The 15,159-nt window shown below is 61.1% G+C and carries 12 protein-coding genes; 3 read left to right on the forward strand and 9 right to left on the reverse strand.

The window, feature by feature from the left end; translation table 11 throughout:
• Window positions 1–49: 49 nt before the first annotated feature.
• Together gatB and HCZ23_RS02545 are read right to left on the reverse strand one after the other, a co-directional pair.
• Window positions 50–1,567 (reverse strand): Asp-tRNA(Asn)/Glu-tRNA(Gln) amidotransferase subunit GatB, encoded by a 1,518-nt coding sequence (gene gatB / locus HCZ23_RS02540; RefSeq protein ID WP_167600108.1) that lies wholly within the window; start codon window positions 1,565–1,567, stop codon window positions 50–52.
• Window positions 1,568–1,653: 86 nt separating this feature from the next.
• Window positions 1,654–3,021 (reverse strand): hypothetical protein, encoded by a 1,368-nt coding sequence (locus HCZ23_RS02545; protein WP_167600109.1) that lies wholly within the window; start codon window positions 3,019–3,021, stop codon window positions 1,654–1,656.
• 245 nt (window positions 3,022–3,266) lie between these two features.
• On the opposite strand from HCZ23_RS02545, the gene HCZ23_RS02550 reads away from it, so the two are divergent.
• Complete coding sequence (locus HCZ23_RS02550) at window positions 3,267–3,965, forward strand: transglycosylase SLT domain-containing protein (protein ID WP_254869865.1); 699 nt, start codon at window positions 3,267–3,269, stop codon at window positions 3,963–3,965.
• Here HCZ23_RS02550 and HCZ23_RS02555 read toward each other — a convergent pair.
• A complete protein-coding gene (locus HCZ23_RS02555; RefSeq protein WP_254869866.1) occupies window positions 3,949–5,103 on the reverse strand; it encodes a Hint domain-containing protein in 1,155 nt (384 codons plus the stop codon). The two genes, HCZ23_RS02550 and HCZ23_RS02555, sit on opposite strands and share 17 nt — an antisense overlap.
• A 21-nt stretch (window positions 5,104–5,124) precedes the next feature.
• The gene (locus HCZ23_RS02560; protein ID WP_254869867.1) at window positions 5,125–6,261 is read right to left on the reverse strand and encodes a Hint domain-containing protein; all 1,137 of its coding nucleotides are present in this window, start codon (window positions 6,259–6,261) and stop codon (window positions 5,125–5,127) included.
• A 267-nt stretch (window positions 6,262–6,528) separates the two neighbouring features.
• On the opposite strand from HCZ23_RS02560, the gene HCZ23_RS02565 reads away from it, so the two are divergent.
• On the forward strand, window positions 6,529–7,659 hold the full coding sequence (locus HCZ23_RS02565; RefSeq protein ID WP_167600110.1) for an aminotransferase class V-fold PLP-dependent enzyme: 1,131 nt from the start codon (window positions 6,529–6,531) through the stop codon (window positions 7,657–7,659).
• 173 nt (window positions 7,660–7,832) lie between these two features.
• Here HCZ23_RS02565 and HCZ23_RS02570 read toward each other — a convergent pair whose 3' ends face one another.
• The 3 genes from HCZ23_RS02570 to HCZ23_RS02580 all read right to left on the reverse strand — a co-directional run bounded on the left by HCZ23_RS02570 (window position 7,833) and on the right by HCZ23_RS02580 (window position 10,189).
• Window positions 7,833–9,053 (reverse strand): FAD-dependent monooxygenase, encoded by a 1,221-nt coding sequence (locus HCZ23_RS02570; RefSeq protein ID WP_167600111.1) that lies wholly within the window; start codon window positions 9,051–9,053, stop codon window positions 7,833–7,835.
• Between the two features lie 112 nt (window positions 9,054–9,165).
• Window positions 9,166–9,396, reverse strand: coding sequence for a hypothetical protein (locus tag HCZ23_RS02575; RefSeq protein WP_167600112.1), 231 nt, complete (start codon window positions 9,394–9,396; stop codon window positions 9,166–9,168).
• Between the two features lie 142 nt (window positions 9,397–9,538).
• A complete protein-coding gene (locus HCZ23_RS02580; RefSeq protein ID WP_167600113.1) occupies window positions 9,539–10,189 on the reverse strand; it encodes a pyrimidine 5'-nucleotidase in 651 nt (216 codons plus the stop codon).
• A 148-nt stretch (window positions 10,190–10,337) separates the two neighbouring features.
• Here HCZ23_RS02580 and HCZ23_RS02585 point away from each other — a divergent pair, with 148 nt between their 5' ends.
• Entirely contained in the window at window positions 10,338–10,982 is a 645-nt protein-coding gene (locus tag HCZ23_RS02585; RefSeq protein ID WP_167600114.1) for a GntR family transcriptional regulator, read from the forward strand.
• 12 nt (window positions 10,983–10,994) lie between these two features.
• Here the strand turns inward: HCZ23_RS02585 and HCZ23_RS02590 are convergent, their stop codons facing one another.
• Both HCZ23_RS02590 and carA read right to left on the reverse strand, forming a co-directional pair.
• Window positions 10,995–13,337 carry a glycosyltransferase family 2 protein gene (locus tag HCZ23_RS02590; protein WP_217703102.1) on the reverse strand — a complete coding sequence of 781 codons (2,343 nt, stop codon included), beginning with the start codon at window positions 13,335–13,337 and terminating at the stop codon, window positions 10,995–10,997.
• 340 nt (window positions 13,338–13,677) lie between these two features.
• Window positions 13,678–14,841: a glutamine-hydrolyzing carbamoyl-phosphate synthase small subunit gene (carA, locus tag HCZ23_RS02595; RefSeq protein WP_167600115.1), complete on the reverse strand. Its 1,164-nt coding sequence runs from the start codon at window positions 14,839–14,841 to the stop codon at window positions 13,678–13,680.
• Window positions 14,842–15,159 lie beyond the last annotated feature (318 nt).

A 15,159-nucleotide genomic window follows, 5' to 3' on the forward strand; every position in this document is an offset into this window, starting at 1 on the left:
CATGAAAAAGCCGCCCCAAAAAGGACGGCTTGCTCAGTTTGGGCACGGCTCAGAGGCCGAGCTTGGATTTGACCAGCGCGTCCACCGCTTTCGGGTTGGCCTTGCCGCCGGTGGCTTTCATCACCTGACCGACGAACCAGCCCGCGAGTTTCGGGTTGGCTTTGGCTTTCTCGACCTGCGCCGGGTTGGCGGCGATGATCTCATCCACGGCGGCCTCGATGGCGCCCGTATCGGTCACCTGTTTCATGCCGCGCGCTTCGACGATCTCGGCGGGGTTGCCGCCCTCGGTGTAGACGATCTCGAAGAGGTCTTTGGCGATCTTGCCGGAGATTGTGTCCGCCTTGATCAGCTTGACGATCTCGCCGAGTTGCTCCGGGCTGACCGGGCTTTCCGCGATGTCGGTGTCGTCCTTTTTCAGACGGCCGAACAGTTCGTTGATCACCCAGTTGGCCGAGAGCTTGCCGTCTTCGCCGACGGCCACGACTTTCTCGAAAAAGTCCGCATTCACCGTGTCGGCGGTCAAAACGCCCGCGTCATATTCCGACAGGCCGAAGTCTTTGACGAAACGCGCTTTTTTCTCGTCCGGCAGTTCCGGCAGGCTTTTCGCGATGTCGTCCACCCACTCTTGTTCGATCTCCAAGGGCAGAAGATCGGGGCAGGGGAAATAGCGGTAGTCGTGTGCTTCCTCTTTTGAGCGCATGGACCGGGTTTCGTTCTTGGCCGCATCATAGAGGCGGGTTTCCTGATCGACCGTGCCGCCGTCTTCGAGGATGGCGATCTGGCGGCGGGCCTCATAGTCGATGGCCATCTGGATAAACCGCGTGGAGTTCATGTTCTTGATCTCGCAACGGGTGCCCAAATGCGAGAAATCCTGCGTCTCCTGGTACTTCTCATACTGACCCGGACGGCACACGGACACGTTCACGTCGGCGCGCAGGTTGCCGTTCTGCATGTTGCCGTCACAGGTGCCCAGATAGCGCAGGATCTGACGCAGTTTCAGGACGTAAGCGGCGGCCTCTTCCGGCCCGCGAATGTCGGGGCGCGAGACAATCTCCATCAGCGCCACACCGGTGCGGTTCAAATCGACGAAAGACATGGTCGGGTCCATGTCGTGGATCGATTTGCCCGCGTCCTGTTCAAGGTGAATGCGCTCGATCCGCACCTTGCGGGCGATCCCGGGCTCCATATCGACCAAAACCTCGCCTTCGCCCACGATCGGATGGTAAAGCTGCGAAATCTGATAGCCCTGCGGCAGGTCCGGGTAGAAATAGTTCTTGCGATCAAAGGCCGAAAACAGGTTGATGTCCGCCTTGAGACCTAGCCCCGTGCGCACCGCTTGCTCGACGCAATATTCGTTGATCACCGGCAACATGCCCGGCATCGCCGCATCCACGAAGGACACGTTCGAGTTCGGCTCATTGCCGAATTGCGTGGAGGCGCCGGAGAACAGCTTGGCCTCGGAGGCGACCTGGGCGTGAATCTCCATCCCGATGACGAGTTCCCAATCCTCTTTCGCACCGGCGATGGTCTTCACTTTCGGTGCGGCATATTCGAGATGGTCAAGCATGATTTGCGGTCCTCGATTGGCGTTTTCTAGCCTTCTAGGACAGGGCCGCGCGGGGGGCAAGAGGTCAAGCCGCGCAACCTTGCGGCTCAGACGGCGTCGGCCTCACGAATTTTGACGCCAGTGGAGGTGTAATGCACCTGTTTGCCGGTTTCGAGCACGTCCATCCACATGAGGCTCAACATGCCGCGTATGCTGCGCGCGTCCATATTTTCCCAAATCTCAGGCAGCACATAGAGCAGATCCTCTTTCAAGAGCGCTGGTACATAGGCGTCAATCGCAGTTCTGAGCGGCCCTGTCTCAGTGGTCTCTCTCACGGTCATCAGGCGATGCGCCATCAGGTTCACGGCCATTTGCGTGCCGGTGTAGGTGACAAAATCCTCGACAGCTTCGATGAACAGCTCGGGGTCGACTTTGGCCTGCGCCTCTTCGTCATATTCAAGGGCCGTCAAATAGGTCAGCGCATAAGCGCCCTTGCCGAAGAGAGGTTCGGTCTGTGCCGCCAGCGCACGCGCTGTGGCGTCGAGTTCTGGATAATCGCCGAACCACCGGGGCAAGAGCCGGAGGCCGTGCCGGGTATAAATGCGCGGGTTGGCGGGATCGAGCCGCTGGAGCGTTGTGAATTTGGCCCGGATTTCCTCTGCGCCATGGGGGCTTCCGATGCAGAGCTCGTAGTCGATATGGGCCAGAAGCGCGCTGTCGTACTCACGGGCGGGAAAGCGATGCAGGATTCGGTTGGCTTCTGAAAAATGCGCCAGAAACGCCTCGAGATTTTGCGGCTTGATCATGTCAAACGAGATTTCCCCGCGTGCGGCCCAACCGGCGGCGACATGCGCCCGCGCGTAAAGCGCGGCCGCGATATAGTCGTCGGGCTGCGCCTCAAACCGGTCCCGATAGGGCTGCACATTGTCGCGCAAAGTGTCGAGGTTGATATCGAACCCGCCCTCATAGGCGGCGTCCCGCATGACGTCGAAGGGCTGAAACAGGTGATCCAACAAGGTTTGGTTGATCGCGTAGCCGGTCGGCGTGGCTGCGCACCGGCGATCATTGTCGCGCAAGAGGTCGTGAAGCGCCTGCCAGTCGCCGTCCGCACCGAACCGATCCATTTCCTCAATGGCTCTGCGCTCGTCGAAGAGATCGGGATCGGTCTTGTCTGAACGGAAATCAATAAACAGGTTTTTGGCGTGTTTCGAGGCACCTGTCATGAGAAACGGCAGGGTCATGCCGCGTCCGGTGAGTTGTGAAAACACCACCCAGATGACGGTCGGAACAAAGGCAAGAACGAGAAAGATCGCGATGGCAACGCGTTTGAGCAGAACCGTCTCTGGCGAGGTAAAAAACCGATAAGACAGAAGCACGAAGACCGCAAAGAGGAGCAGTCCGGCCTGATACGGTGTGTCGAGGCCGGGCAACGCGTCGAAGAGTTTGAGCAAGGGGGCGAGGTCTGGAAATGACATGATCTACACTTTTTTAAAATAAGGGCCGAGAGTATGGAGCCAGAGGAGGTTGGCTAAAATATGGCGGGTCATGGCCGGTTTTGCGCCCCTCTCAGGTCAGACTGCGTGAGTCTTCGAGGCGGGCTCCCTGCGCGCAGGCTTTGCAAAAACCTGCGCCCGGACCTATAAGGAGGGACGCGTATGAGAGGTGAAATGTTGTGAGCATGTGTCGAAAAGGGGTTTTTGGCATAGCCTGCGCACTCGTGATGAGTGCCGGGGCCACTTTGGCCTCTGACACCACCTCGACCATGTCGGCACCTGTTGCGCCCTTGTCTGTCAGCCCGCTGCCGAAGCCGCGTCCCTACGAAATCCGCATGCCGAAACTGCGCTGGAAAAATCAGTCGCGCGGCCCGGCCTGGACGCGCGCGGCGATGGCGGCGGTGGCAAGCCATGGGCAGAGCCTGATCAAGACCGTGCCGGGCGACATCAACACCTGGTGTCCGGGCTATGCCACGCAGGACGAAAGCGGGCGCGCGGCGTTTTGGGCCGGGCTTCTCTCGACGCTGTCCTATCACGAAAGCACCTGGCGTGAGACGGCCGTCGGCGGGGGCGGCTTGTGGTACGGGCTGGTGCAGATCGCGCCGCCCACAGCCCGGCTTTACAACTGTCGGGCGGGCACGGGCGAGGCGCTGAAAGACGGCGAGATGAACCTGGCCTGTGCCGTCAGGATCATGAACAAAACCGTTGCCCGCGACCGGGTGGTCAGCCAGGGCATGCGCGGTGTCGCCGCCGATTGGGGACCGTTTCATTCGCGCACGAAACGCGAGGACATGCGCCGTTGGTTGGCCGCGCAGCCGTTTTGCCGCCCCGTGCTGAAAAGCTCGCCCGTGCCTTTGTTGCGGCCTGTGTCAGAGACAGGCGATCTGGCCTCTGACGTGAAAGCCGCGCTCAGCTCGCCTTTCTGAGCGACAATGCGCGAAGGTCCCGAAGCGCCTTGGCCTCCCAGGATTTCAACTCATAGCGCGACAGCTCGGGCTTTGCGCACTCTGCCTCGAAGTCCGGGAAGAGCGTCAAAATTTCACACCGCGCCTCATCCGACACGGATTTCAGCGCCTCTTGGCCCGGATAGAGGCTTTCGGTCGGGCAGGCTTCGGCAAAGACGATCTGATGCGCGTCAAAAAGCATGTGGAAATACTCCACCATGCCGGATTCCACCATGCCGGTGCCCTTGCCGCCCTCGACAATGCGGATGCTATGATCGTTGACCAGATATTTGGCGGCGACCAGGACATCCCGTTCGCCGAACAGCACCTCGGCCTGCGGACCGCGCACCAGCATGCGGTGGTTCTGGCTCACCCACATGTCACGCAGATTGCCAAGCGCCCCCATGCGGATCAGCACCGGCGCGAGCGCCCCTGTCGCGGGCACACGACGCGACCCGATCCAGCGAATGGGCTGGGCCCCGTGATCCAGCGTGTTGACCAGATCGCCCTCCTGTAGCGTCTCGATAAAGCGCGGCCCCGCGGGCGTGTCGATCAACGTGCCGCGGGTCAGACAGACGGCGCCGTTGATGATCTCTCCGGCGATCAGATTGTTGTCGATGTTGAAATTGCCGTCGCCCTCATGGTCGATCACGCCATCGCCGTCGTAATCCATGTCCGTCTCGTGATCGACCTGGATCACCGGGCGCAATTCGGTCAGATCCTGACCGGGCGCGATCAGCACGTTGTTGAGGCTCGGTCCCCCGTCGGAAGACACCATCACATTGGCGTTGAACCGCAGATAGGTGTCGCCCAGACCGGAGAGGTCGCTCTGGATACTCGCGGTCTGGCCGGGGTTCATCGGCTCATAGGTGTAGAGCGTCGTGCCATTCACGTAATCGGCGGCGCTGTCATAGACGACGATCCCGGTGATCTGGCTCGATCCGGAGACTTCGCCATCCGTGACATTCTGAACGGTGATGACGACGATATCGTCCTCTTCGAACGGCATCGTGCCGTTGTGGATCATCATACGCCCGCCATTGCCGCCGCCGCTGTTGGTGCCAATCGCGACATTGTCGAGCAGCGAGCTGCCCATCACCAGGATTTCTTCAGTCGACATTTCAAGGGCTTCTCGATCTGTTCAGGAGACACGGCGCAGAGCCTGCGCCTCCCATGATTTCAATTCGTAACGGGACAAGGCCGTGGGGGCCTTATGCAGTTCGGGAAACAGCGTCAGGATTTCTGCGCGGGCGTTTTCATCGACGGCGTTCAAGGCCTCTTGGCCGGGGAAAAGGCTTTCGGTTGGGCAGCTTTCGGCGAAAATGATCTGATGCGCGTCGAACAGCATGTGGAAATAGTCCACCTCCGCGCGCGGGGCCGGGCGGATCGTGGCGTCATTGACCAGATGTTTCGCTGCGACCAAAACGTCACGCTCGCCAAACAGAACTTCGGCCTTCGGGCCACGGATCAGCATGCGGTGATTGGGTGATACCAAAAGATCGCGCAGATTGCCCAGAGTGCCCGCCTTGATGAGGATCGGCGCCAGCGCCCCGGTCGCGGCCACGCGGCGCGACCCGATCCAGCGAATGGGCTGCGGCCCGTGATCGAGCGTGTGGACCAGATCGCCCTCCTTGAGCGTCTCGACAAAGCGCGGCCCCTCCGGCGTGTCGATCAACGCGCCCCGTGCCAGACAGATCGCGGCGCTGATCTCGTCTTCGGCAAATGTGTTATTCTCGTCGACTTCGAAGATGCCGTCGCCTTCTTCTTCGGCGTCCACGGTGCCGTCGCCGTTATAGTCGTTGTCATTCTCGTGGCTGAGCCAGATCGGGAATTCATCCTGCAAATTCGTGCCGGGTGCGAGGAATAAGTCATCGAGATCGGGGGCGTTTGGATCGGTTGAGGTAAAGCCACCCGCGTGAAAATAAAGGTAATTGTCGCCCATATCATGGACCGAGGTGCCGACATCGCCGGTGTCGTCGCCCCACCACAACGGCCAGCCGCCGCTGCCGGTGTTGGAATACTCATAGAGACTCTCGCCATTGGCGTAATCGGCGGCATTGTCATAGACGACGATGGACACCACCTGGGACTGGCTGTCGAGTGAGCCGTCGCTGTTCACATTGTCGATCATGAAGACAACGATGTCGTCGTCGCCGAATACGCTTTCGCCGCCGGTCATATAGGCGCCGTCATTGGCGTCCCCGCGATAGTCGTAGGACGTCCCAATAGGATTGTTCACGATGGAGGACCCCATCACGATGAGTTCTTCTGTCGGCATGACTGCTCTGCCTGTATGTTCTGTCCGATCTTTGCCGGACGCTCTGCCTCTGGTGACGCATCTCTATTTTTGCGGATGCGGTCTTTTATTTTGCTCGGGTCAACGCCTTGTTTTTTCGCGCGTCCGGTGCTCTTTTCGGCCCTGATACACGCGTGGCATCTTGCGGATCACTATGCGGGGACACAGGCCCCTCTGTCCAGATCGCTTGTAAAACTGCCGCGCAGCGCGTGGCCTTTGTGCCACCGATCAGAATGGGAGGAGGACCCAATGACCGCTTTACGCTCCGATATCGACCCCGATGGATTGCTTGAATTCTCGGTGGTTTTCACCGACCGCTCGCTCAACCACATGTCGAAAGCCTTCCAAGAGGTGATGACCGACATCCACGACACGCTCTGCGAGGTCTATTCTGCCGACACGGCCGTGGTCGTCCCCGGCGGCGGCACCTTTGCTATGGAGGCGGTCGCGCGCCAGGTCGCGGGCGGCGAAGATGTCATGGTGATCCGCAACGGCTTTTTCTCTTTCCGCTGGTCGCAAATTTTCGAAGCGGGCGATATTCCAGCCTCGCAGACTGTGCTGAAAGCGCGCCGTACCGGCAATGAGCCGACCTCGGCCTTCTTGCCTGCGCCCTTGGAAGAGGCCATTGCCAAAATCCATGAGTTGAAACCCGCCGCCGTCTTCGCGCCGCATGTCGAAACCGCCTCCGGCATGATCCTGCCCGACGCCTATATCCGCGCGCTCGCGGAGGCCGTGCATGAACACGGCGGGCTTATGGTGCTCGATTGCATCGCCTCGGGCTGTGCCTGGGTCGATATGAAGGCGACCGGCGTTGATGTGCTGATCTCCGCGCCGCAAAAGGGCTGGTCCGCCCAGCCGTCGGCCGGTTTGGTGATGCTCTCTGAGCGCGGCATCGGGGCCGTGAAATCCCGCCAAAGCTCGTCCTTCGCGATAGATCTTGGTAAATGGCTGACGATCATGGAGGCCTACACGGGCGGCGGTCACGCCTATCACGCCACCATGCCGACGGATGCGCTGCGTGCCTTCCGGGACGCCATGCTGGAAACCAAGGAGTACGGCTTTCACAAACTCTCCGAGGCGCAATGGGAATTGGGTCGCCGGGTGCGGCACCTTCTGGCCGAGCGCGGTTTTAAATCCGTCGCGGCCGACGGCGTCGAGGCGCCGGGTGTCGTGGTTTGTTACACGGACGATCCAATGATCAAAACCGGCGCGGCCTTTGCGGCCCATGGGGTGCAAATCGCGGCGGGCGTGCCGCTGCAATGCGATGAGGGCGAGGGGTTCTCGACCTTCCGTCTTGGGTTGTTTGGGTTGGACAAGCTCTATGACGTCGATGCGACGATTGCACGATTGGAGGCGGCGCTGGATGCGGTTCAGGGCTAAGGGTTTCCTGTGTGCCCTAAATACTCATCCGGCCAAAAGGTTTTGAGTATTTGGGGCAGCAAAGGAAACCCACGCGATGCGTTTCAGCGCTTTCTCACGCGTTAACCTTAATCTGATTAACCTTAACGCGCGAGAAACATGAGACAGTGGTGAGGGGCAGGAAAGGGGACGCCTTAGATCGGCCCCAGCCCCGCTTCCATCACCTTGCGCCGCACCGGGCGCAGGTCATGCACCGCTTTCAGCCCCAAAAGCCGCACCGCGCGCAGGATGTCGTCTTCGGAGCGCACCACGCGGTTGAAAACATCAACCACCTTGGCGCGCGCCGTGATGTCGCGATGCCGGGTCATGGCATAGGCGTCGAGCATGGTCTGACCGCCAAGGCCGGCAGGATCGTTCTCGGCCAGCGCCAAGAGTTCCGCCAGATCGTTCAGAGAGGTGTTCAGCCCCTGCGCCCCGATGGGCGGCAAGACATGCGCGGCTTCTGCGATCACCGCGACGCGTTCGCTCGACAGCTGATCCGCGAGCTGGGTGATGATCGGAAAGATGCCCCGGCCTGAGGCCAGTTCCAGCTTACCAAACAGCCCCGCAGAGCGTGCGGTCATGGTGGCGTTGAAGGCCTCCACCTCCATGTTCAAAAGCTCGGTGGCATAGGGGCCCTTGTTCATCCAGACGATGGCGGAGGCATGTTTGCCGTCGATGTCGGCCAGGGGCACCATGGTGAACGGCCCGCCCTCGCGGTAGATCTCCGTCGAGACATTGTGATGCGGCAGCTCATGGGTGGCGGTGAAGGCCAGCGATTTCTGACCATAGCGCGTCGTCTTGACGCCGATCCCTGCCGCCTCGCGCACCGGGCTGTTGCGCCCATCAGCGGCGACCACCAGTTTCGCGCGCACGGTGGAGCCATCGGTGAGCGTCACGCGGGCCTCGCTGGTGCGGGTGAAAAGGCTCTTGAACCCCACGCCATAGCGCAGCTCGACGTTTGGGATATCCGGCACCGCACGGGCCAATTCGCGGCGGATCACCCAGTTCAGGAAGTTCCAACCAAAGGGCTCATCGCCACTTTCGCGACCTTCGAATTGCCGCTCCGTGCGGACCACGGCAGGCGTGCCGCCCTCACCGGGAAGCGTGTCGACAATACGCAGCGCTTCCAAAGGCGTCGCATGGGGCGCAAGCGTGTCCCAGATGCCGATGCGTTGGAAAAGGTCCCGCGCCGGGCGCAGGAACGCGGTGGAGCGCAGGTCAGAGCTGGCCTCGTCGCCTGTGATGACGGGTTGCGATGGATCGACCATGAGGGTCTTGAACCCGGAGGCGCCAAAAGCCGCCGCCGCGATCAGGCCGGCGATGCCGCCGCCTGAGACCACCACATCAACCGAGTCGTTTTGGGGGGATGTCATGGTCGGGCCTCCTCTGCACCTGTGGGCTTTGCCTCAGAGATAGGTGCAAAAAAGCGGATTGTCCAAGGGGCAACAGCATCTGCGCGCCGCCTCTCGGGAGCGTCACTCCGGCTCAGCGGCCCATGGTGAGCAGGATCAGCACCAGGTAGATCACCGGCACGGTCGCGACGGCGGTCACGCCCAGAACCCAGGGGCCGACGGTGAAAGCGCCGTAGACGACAGCGGCCAGAATCGCGACAACCACCAGCAAAAACAGCGCCACACCGCGCGGCGTGGCGATGCCGTCTTCGTGGTGATCATGGGCGTCGTGGGACGAGGCGAGGTCGAGAGTGGCGTCGGTCATATGCGTGCTCCGCGATTTGAAGTGGCGTGTATTTTGGATTTCGACCGGGAATACGTGACGGCACGCGTTTCGTCACGGCGACGCTTTGACGCAGGTGATTGATTTGGATCAAGCGGGCTTGGGCAAATCCGACGGGGTCAGATCACATCAGATCGCGCAGGAAGCGCGCCAGATCGTTGGTGTGGTGATCGATATGGGGCGCAGGCGGGTCGAGCGGCGAGGGCGCGACATAGATCGTCTTCATCCCGAGCTCATGCGGCACTTCGAGATTGCGCGGATCGTCCTCGAACATCGCGGCCTCGGTCGGCGTCACCCCGTCGAGGCCCAGCACAGTGTCAAAAGCTTCGGCCTTGGGTTTGGGATGAAACTCAGCATGTTCAATGCCATAGACCGCGTTGAAAATCCCGGTCAGCCCGCGTGCTTCCAACACACGTTCGGCATAGGGCGCGGAGCCATTGGTGTAGACGATCTTGCGCCCCGGCAGGTTGGTGATCGCGGCCTTGAGTTCCGCGTCAAACGTCAGGCCCGAAAAATCGATGTCGTGTACATAGCTCAGATAGGGCAGCGGATCGGTGCCGTGCTTGGTCATCATGCCGGAAAGCGTGGTGCCGAATTCGCGCCAATAGGCGCTGCGCAGGCGGTTGGCCTCGTCCTGAGAGACATTCAATTCGCGCGCCACCCAATCGGTCATTTTGACCTCGATCTGGGAAAACAGCGCGGCGTCCGGCGGGTATAACGTGTTGTCGAGGTCGAAAACCCAGGTTTTCACGTGTGAGAAATGATCGGCTACCATGGGTTCTCCTTAGAAGCCCCCTGCGGCACATGCAAGCAGGCTCGTGTTAGCGCTTGATTGCCAGCCGTGAGCATGGCTATGGTTTGGACCTGCCCGGATGCGCAAACCCGGATGCGCAAAACCCGATGAGCCAAAAGAGAGGCCTGAGATGAAAGACCCGCGCGCGAGCCAGAAAGATGCCTATGGGCTGATCCTCGAGGCCATCGACACCGGCGTCTATCGCCCCGGCGACCGTCTGGTCGAAAGTGAGCTGGCGGATCGGTTCGGTGTCTCTCGCACGCCCATTCGCGAGGCGTTGCAGCGGCTTGAAACGCAATCCATGCTCACCCGCGACGGGCGGTCCCTGATCGTGGCCTCTTTGGATCACAACCAGATGGCCGATCTCTACGTGGTGCGCACCGAGCTGGAGGGGCTGGCCGCACGTCTCGCCGCGCGTCATGCCACCGCCGAAGAGGTCCGCGTGCTGCGCGATATGGTCGAGGAAGACCGGGCGCTCATCGGTCAGCCAGAGCCGATGTCGCGCGCCAATCGCCGCTTCCACAAACAGATCCACCTCGCGTCGCACAACAAATACCTCGTGCAACAGCTCGATCTCGTGCACCGCTCCATGGCGCTTTTGGCGACCACCTCTCTGGCCGCAGAGGGCCGTGGCGAGGAGGCGATCAAGGAGCACGACCTCATCGTCTCCGCCATAGAGGCGCGCGACGGGGATGCGGCGCATAAGGCGCTGTCCGATCACATTTCGAAAGCTTTCGTGACCCGGCTCAAAATTGACGCGGATAAAGTGCGCTAAGCGAAAGAGCCTTTAGGCACTGTCGCGGTTTTTGCGGTTTTTCTGTCCTGTCTCCGACACGCCCGGCACGAATTCCGGCACCTCCGCGAAGGCGGCGATATGGGCCCAGTCGGGCGCGCCCGGCGCGTTGACGGCGGGCGGCGGCGCAGGGGGCGTGAGCACGCCCAATTCTTCGGTCGGCTGCGGCGTCGGACGTGTCTCTGGTTGTGGCGCTGGGCGCAGGCGTGTCGGGTCGAGGGCCACAGCAGCCGCGTCCATCGCGCGTCGCAGCGCCGGAGTCTCCGCCCCGCGCGACAGATCGAGCCCAAAGGTCAATCGTCGTCCCGGAACCGGAGCAGAGCCTCCGCTTTCCTGCTGCAATCGCTCAAAGACAAAAGGCCGCGCCGCCTCGGCCACCTCGCGCAGAGGCACGGGGGCTTCGTCGCGGGTCGGGTAGAGAACGAGAGGGGCCCTCTTTTCATTGGCGGGGCCAGGGTCAGGGGCGACCAACGGCGTTTTCAACAGGAGCGGCGTCGTCTCTGAGGTCTCTGGGATCGGCTCGGTGAGCACAAGCGGCGGCTCAGGCGCGTGATCTTCGTGATAGCCGTGATCGTCGATGCCATGCGCGGTCTTATCCCAGTAATAGGGTTTCGACACGACCTCCCAGAGCCCCTTAAGTGCGGCGAGGGTTGCCAGCGGATAGTAGAAATGCAGCGTCGGCACCCAGGGCCAGAGCCATTTGTGTTTCGAGGTCGAGGTGGCGACCATGCTGGTGGCGATGGTGATGACCTCAGAAAACAGGAACACCCCTCCCAGAATCACCAAAAGATCATGCGGCAGCACCGCACGCATCGGATGCGGCAGGCCCAGCGGGAACATCCAGAAGGACCACAAAAACGGCGCCAGCACGAATTGCGACAAGGCGCCCAAGAATAGCGCCTGCACCCCGAAAAACCGCCACGGCCCCAGATCGCGCCAGAGCTTGCCGGGCTTTTGCATATGCATGGCGTAGGTCATCGCGTAGCCCTTGAGCCAGCGCGACCGCTGCTTGACCCAGGGCCAGAGACGGCAGTTGGCTTCTTCTTCGGTGACGGTGTGCAACAGCTCGGTGCGATAGCCATGACGCGCCAGACGGATGCCGAGATCGGCATCCTCGGTGACGTTATGCGCATCCCAACCGCCAAGCTCCTCGATGGCATCGCGACGGAAAAACAACGTGGTGCCGCCCAAGGGCACGGTCAGCCCCATTTTCTCATAGCCCGGAAGGATGACCCGGAACCAAGTGGCATATTCGACGGTAAAACAACGAGATAGCCAGTTGGTACGCGCGTTGTAGAAATCCAGAATGCCCTGCACACAGGCGACTTTCGGGTCGGCCTGGGCGAAATGCGCGGCGATTTTGTGGATCTGCTCGGGCTCGGGCGCGTCTTCGGCGTCATAGATGCCCACGATCGAGCCACGACAGAAATCCAGCGCGAAATTCAAAGCGCGCGGTTTGGTCTTGACCCCACCACGCGGCACGATGATTTGCCGCATCCAACGCGGCAGATCGGTGCCTGCGATGGCCTCTTGGGTGACGGTGTCATCCTCTTCGACCACCAGACAAATGTCCAAAAGCTCGCGCGGATAATTCAGCCGGGACACGCGTTTGATCAGCCGTGAGGCGATCTCGCGCTCCTTGAACAGAGGCACCATGATCGACACGATGGGCAGGGCGGTTTTGTTGCGTTTGCTGGCAAATGTGCTTTGCCGGGTCTTGGAATTTCGCGCTTGGGCAAAGGCGGCGGCGAGTTTGAGTGCGGTGGAGATCACCAGCGTGATCACCGCCCAGGAGGTCAAAAGGATTGCCGCGGTCAGAGGCGAAATCAGCGCGATGAGCGCGCCCAGAACGGCCAGCGACGAAATGAGCCGCGTCAGCTTGCGAATGTCCATCTCGCGACAGCTCTCATGGGCCGCGACACGGGTTTCGGCCTGTGACGCCAGTCGTCGTTGACGCGATTTCAACAGCGCTTCGTGCAGCGCGGTTTCCGAGGTGACAGCAAGGCGCACCGGGCCGAACATGCCGGTCAGGCGCGGGCGCAAATCCTCGAATTGTTCGGGGCGACAGGAGGCGATCAGAACCGTGCCGCCTGCCTGACGCCAGGGCAAAATCCCACGCCGCAGACATTCGTCGGCGCCGATGCGGTCGATGAGGCGCACGTCGGGGGGGCTTTGATCGAGGCGCGCGATCTCGGCGTTGAACTGGCGCGCCAGTGCGGTGTAAAGCGCGCGTTCGCTGACCATGCCATGAGCCAAAAGAATATCGCCGATCCGCGCATCTTCGCGTTGGCGCATGGCGGCGGCGCGGACCAGATCGCCCGGGGCAAGCTCTCCCATGTCGACAAGGATTTGACCGATGGGTTTGCGGCTGCGGGGGCGTGGTCCATGTTGGCTGGCATGTGGTGGGGACACACGGTCGGCTGGAGACAGCACAAGAGGGGCCGCGGGCTCCCCGTGGCTTTTGAATGCCGGAAACTGTTGATGCCTGTCAAAGGACATCTGACCCCCGCTGTCTGCGGATCGGGCACATCCCGACCGCGTGTGGACAACTTGGAGGACGCTTGGTTAACAACGCGTTAACCGCGACTGTGAAAGTGGTGAATGCGGGTGTTCAGGACACGAAAAAGGCGGGCAAAACCCGCCTTTTCTTAACCTTTATACCGTCCGCTCAGGGAGATCAGGCGGTTTCGCGCTCCGCCATGGCCGCCGCAAAGCGTTCGAACAGGTAGTAGCTGTCCATTGGACCCGGCGAGGCCTCGGGGTGGTATTGCACGGAGAACACCGGCTTGCCTTCGACCGCAATGCCACAGTTGGAGCCGTCAAAGAGCGAGATATGCGTCTCTTTCACGCCCTGGGGCAGGCTCTGCGCGTCCACGGTAAAGCCGTGGTTCATCGAGGTGATTTCCACCTTGCCGGTGTCGAGATCCTTCACCGGGTGGTTGGCGCCGTGGTGGCCGTGGTTCATCTTGATGGTCTTGGCGCCCAAAGCGAGGGCCAGCATCTGGTGCCCCAGACAAATGCCGAAGACCGGCAGGTCTTTGTCGAGCACGCCCTTGATCATCGGCACGGCATATTCCCCGGTCGCCGCCGGATCGCCCGGACCGTTGGAGAGGAACACACCATCGGGGTTGTGGGCCAGAACCTCTTCAGCGGTGGCGGTGGCCGGAAGCACGGTCACGTCGCAACCGGCAGAGGCGAGACAGCGCAGGATGTTGCGTTTCGCGCCAAAGTCCACGGCCACAACCTTGAAGCCCTTGCCCTCACGTTTCGGGTAACCATCCGGCCAGGCCCACCGCATCTCGTCCCACTGATAGGACTGCGCACAGGTGACGTCCTTGGCCAAATCCAGCCCCACAAGACCGGAGAAAGCGCGCGCCTGTTTGACCAGAGCTTCGATGTCGAAATTGCCCTCAGGATCGTGGGCGATGGCGACATGCGGCGCGCCTTGTTGCCGGATCGCGCGGGTGAGCCGCCGGGTGTCGACGCCGCCCATGCCGATGCGACCGCGTTTCTCGAGCCAGGGACCCAGCTCGTCCTGCGCCCGCCAGTTCGACGGATCGGTCGGGTCCCATTTGACCACCATGCCGGCCGCGACCGGGTCATTGGTTTCGTCATCCTCGGCATTGACGCCGGTGTTGCCGATGTGCGGGAAGGTGAAGGTGACGATTTGCCCGGCGTAGGAGGGATCGGTCATGATCTCCTGATAGCCGGTCATCGCGGTGTTGAAACATAGCTCTGCGGTGGTGACCCCGGTGGCACCGAAGCCTTTCCCGTAGAAGACGGTGCCATCGGCCAAAGCCAGACACGCGGTTGGATTTCCGGACTGTAGACCAGATGCCATGGCACGACTCTCCTATATGGGCAAAATTGGCCGGAACCTAAGGAAAGGGGCGGGCAGCGTCAAGCGCTCGGGGGGCGATTTCGGGTTTAAATATAGAGTGCAATGATTTCAATTGATTATGGGTCATATCGCCGTTGGTGAACGGTGCTTGAGCTTGGTCGCCTGTTTCGTTATGTTGGCCACTTGCGATGTCAATAAAGCGTTCGGCGTTTTATCTGACACAGGTAAAAAGCAAAATGCAGTGTAGGGTATAAACGTAGCACGGTGTTTTCCGAAAATCTGTGACACAGGTTGTTCGCAAAACGCTTTAGGGGATGA

Origin of the sequence: Celeribacter sp. HF31, assembly GCF_011806455.1 — a bacterium.
GTDB lineage: Bacteria > Pseudomonadota > Alphaproteobacteria > Rhodobacterales > Rhodobacteraceae > Celeribacter.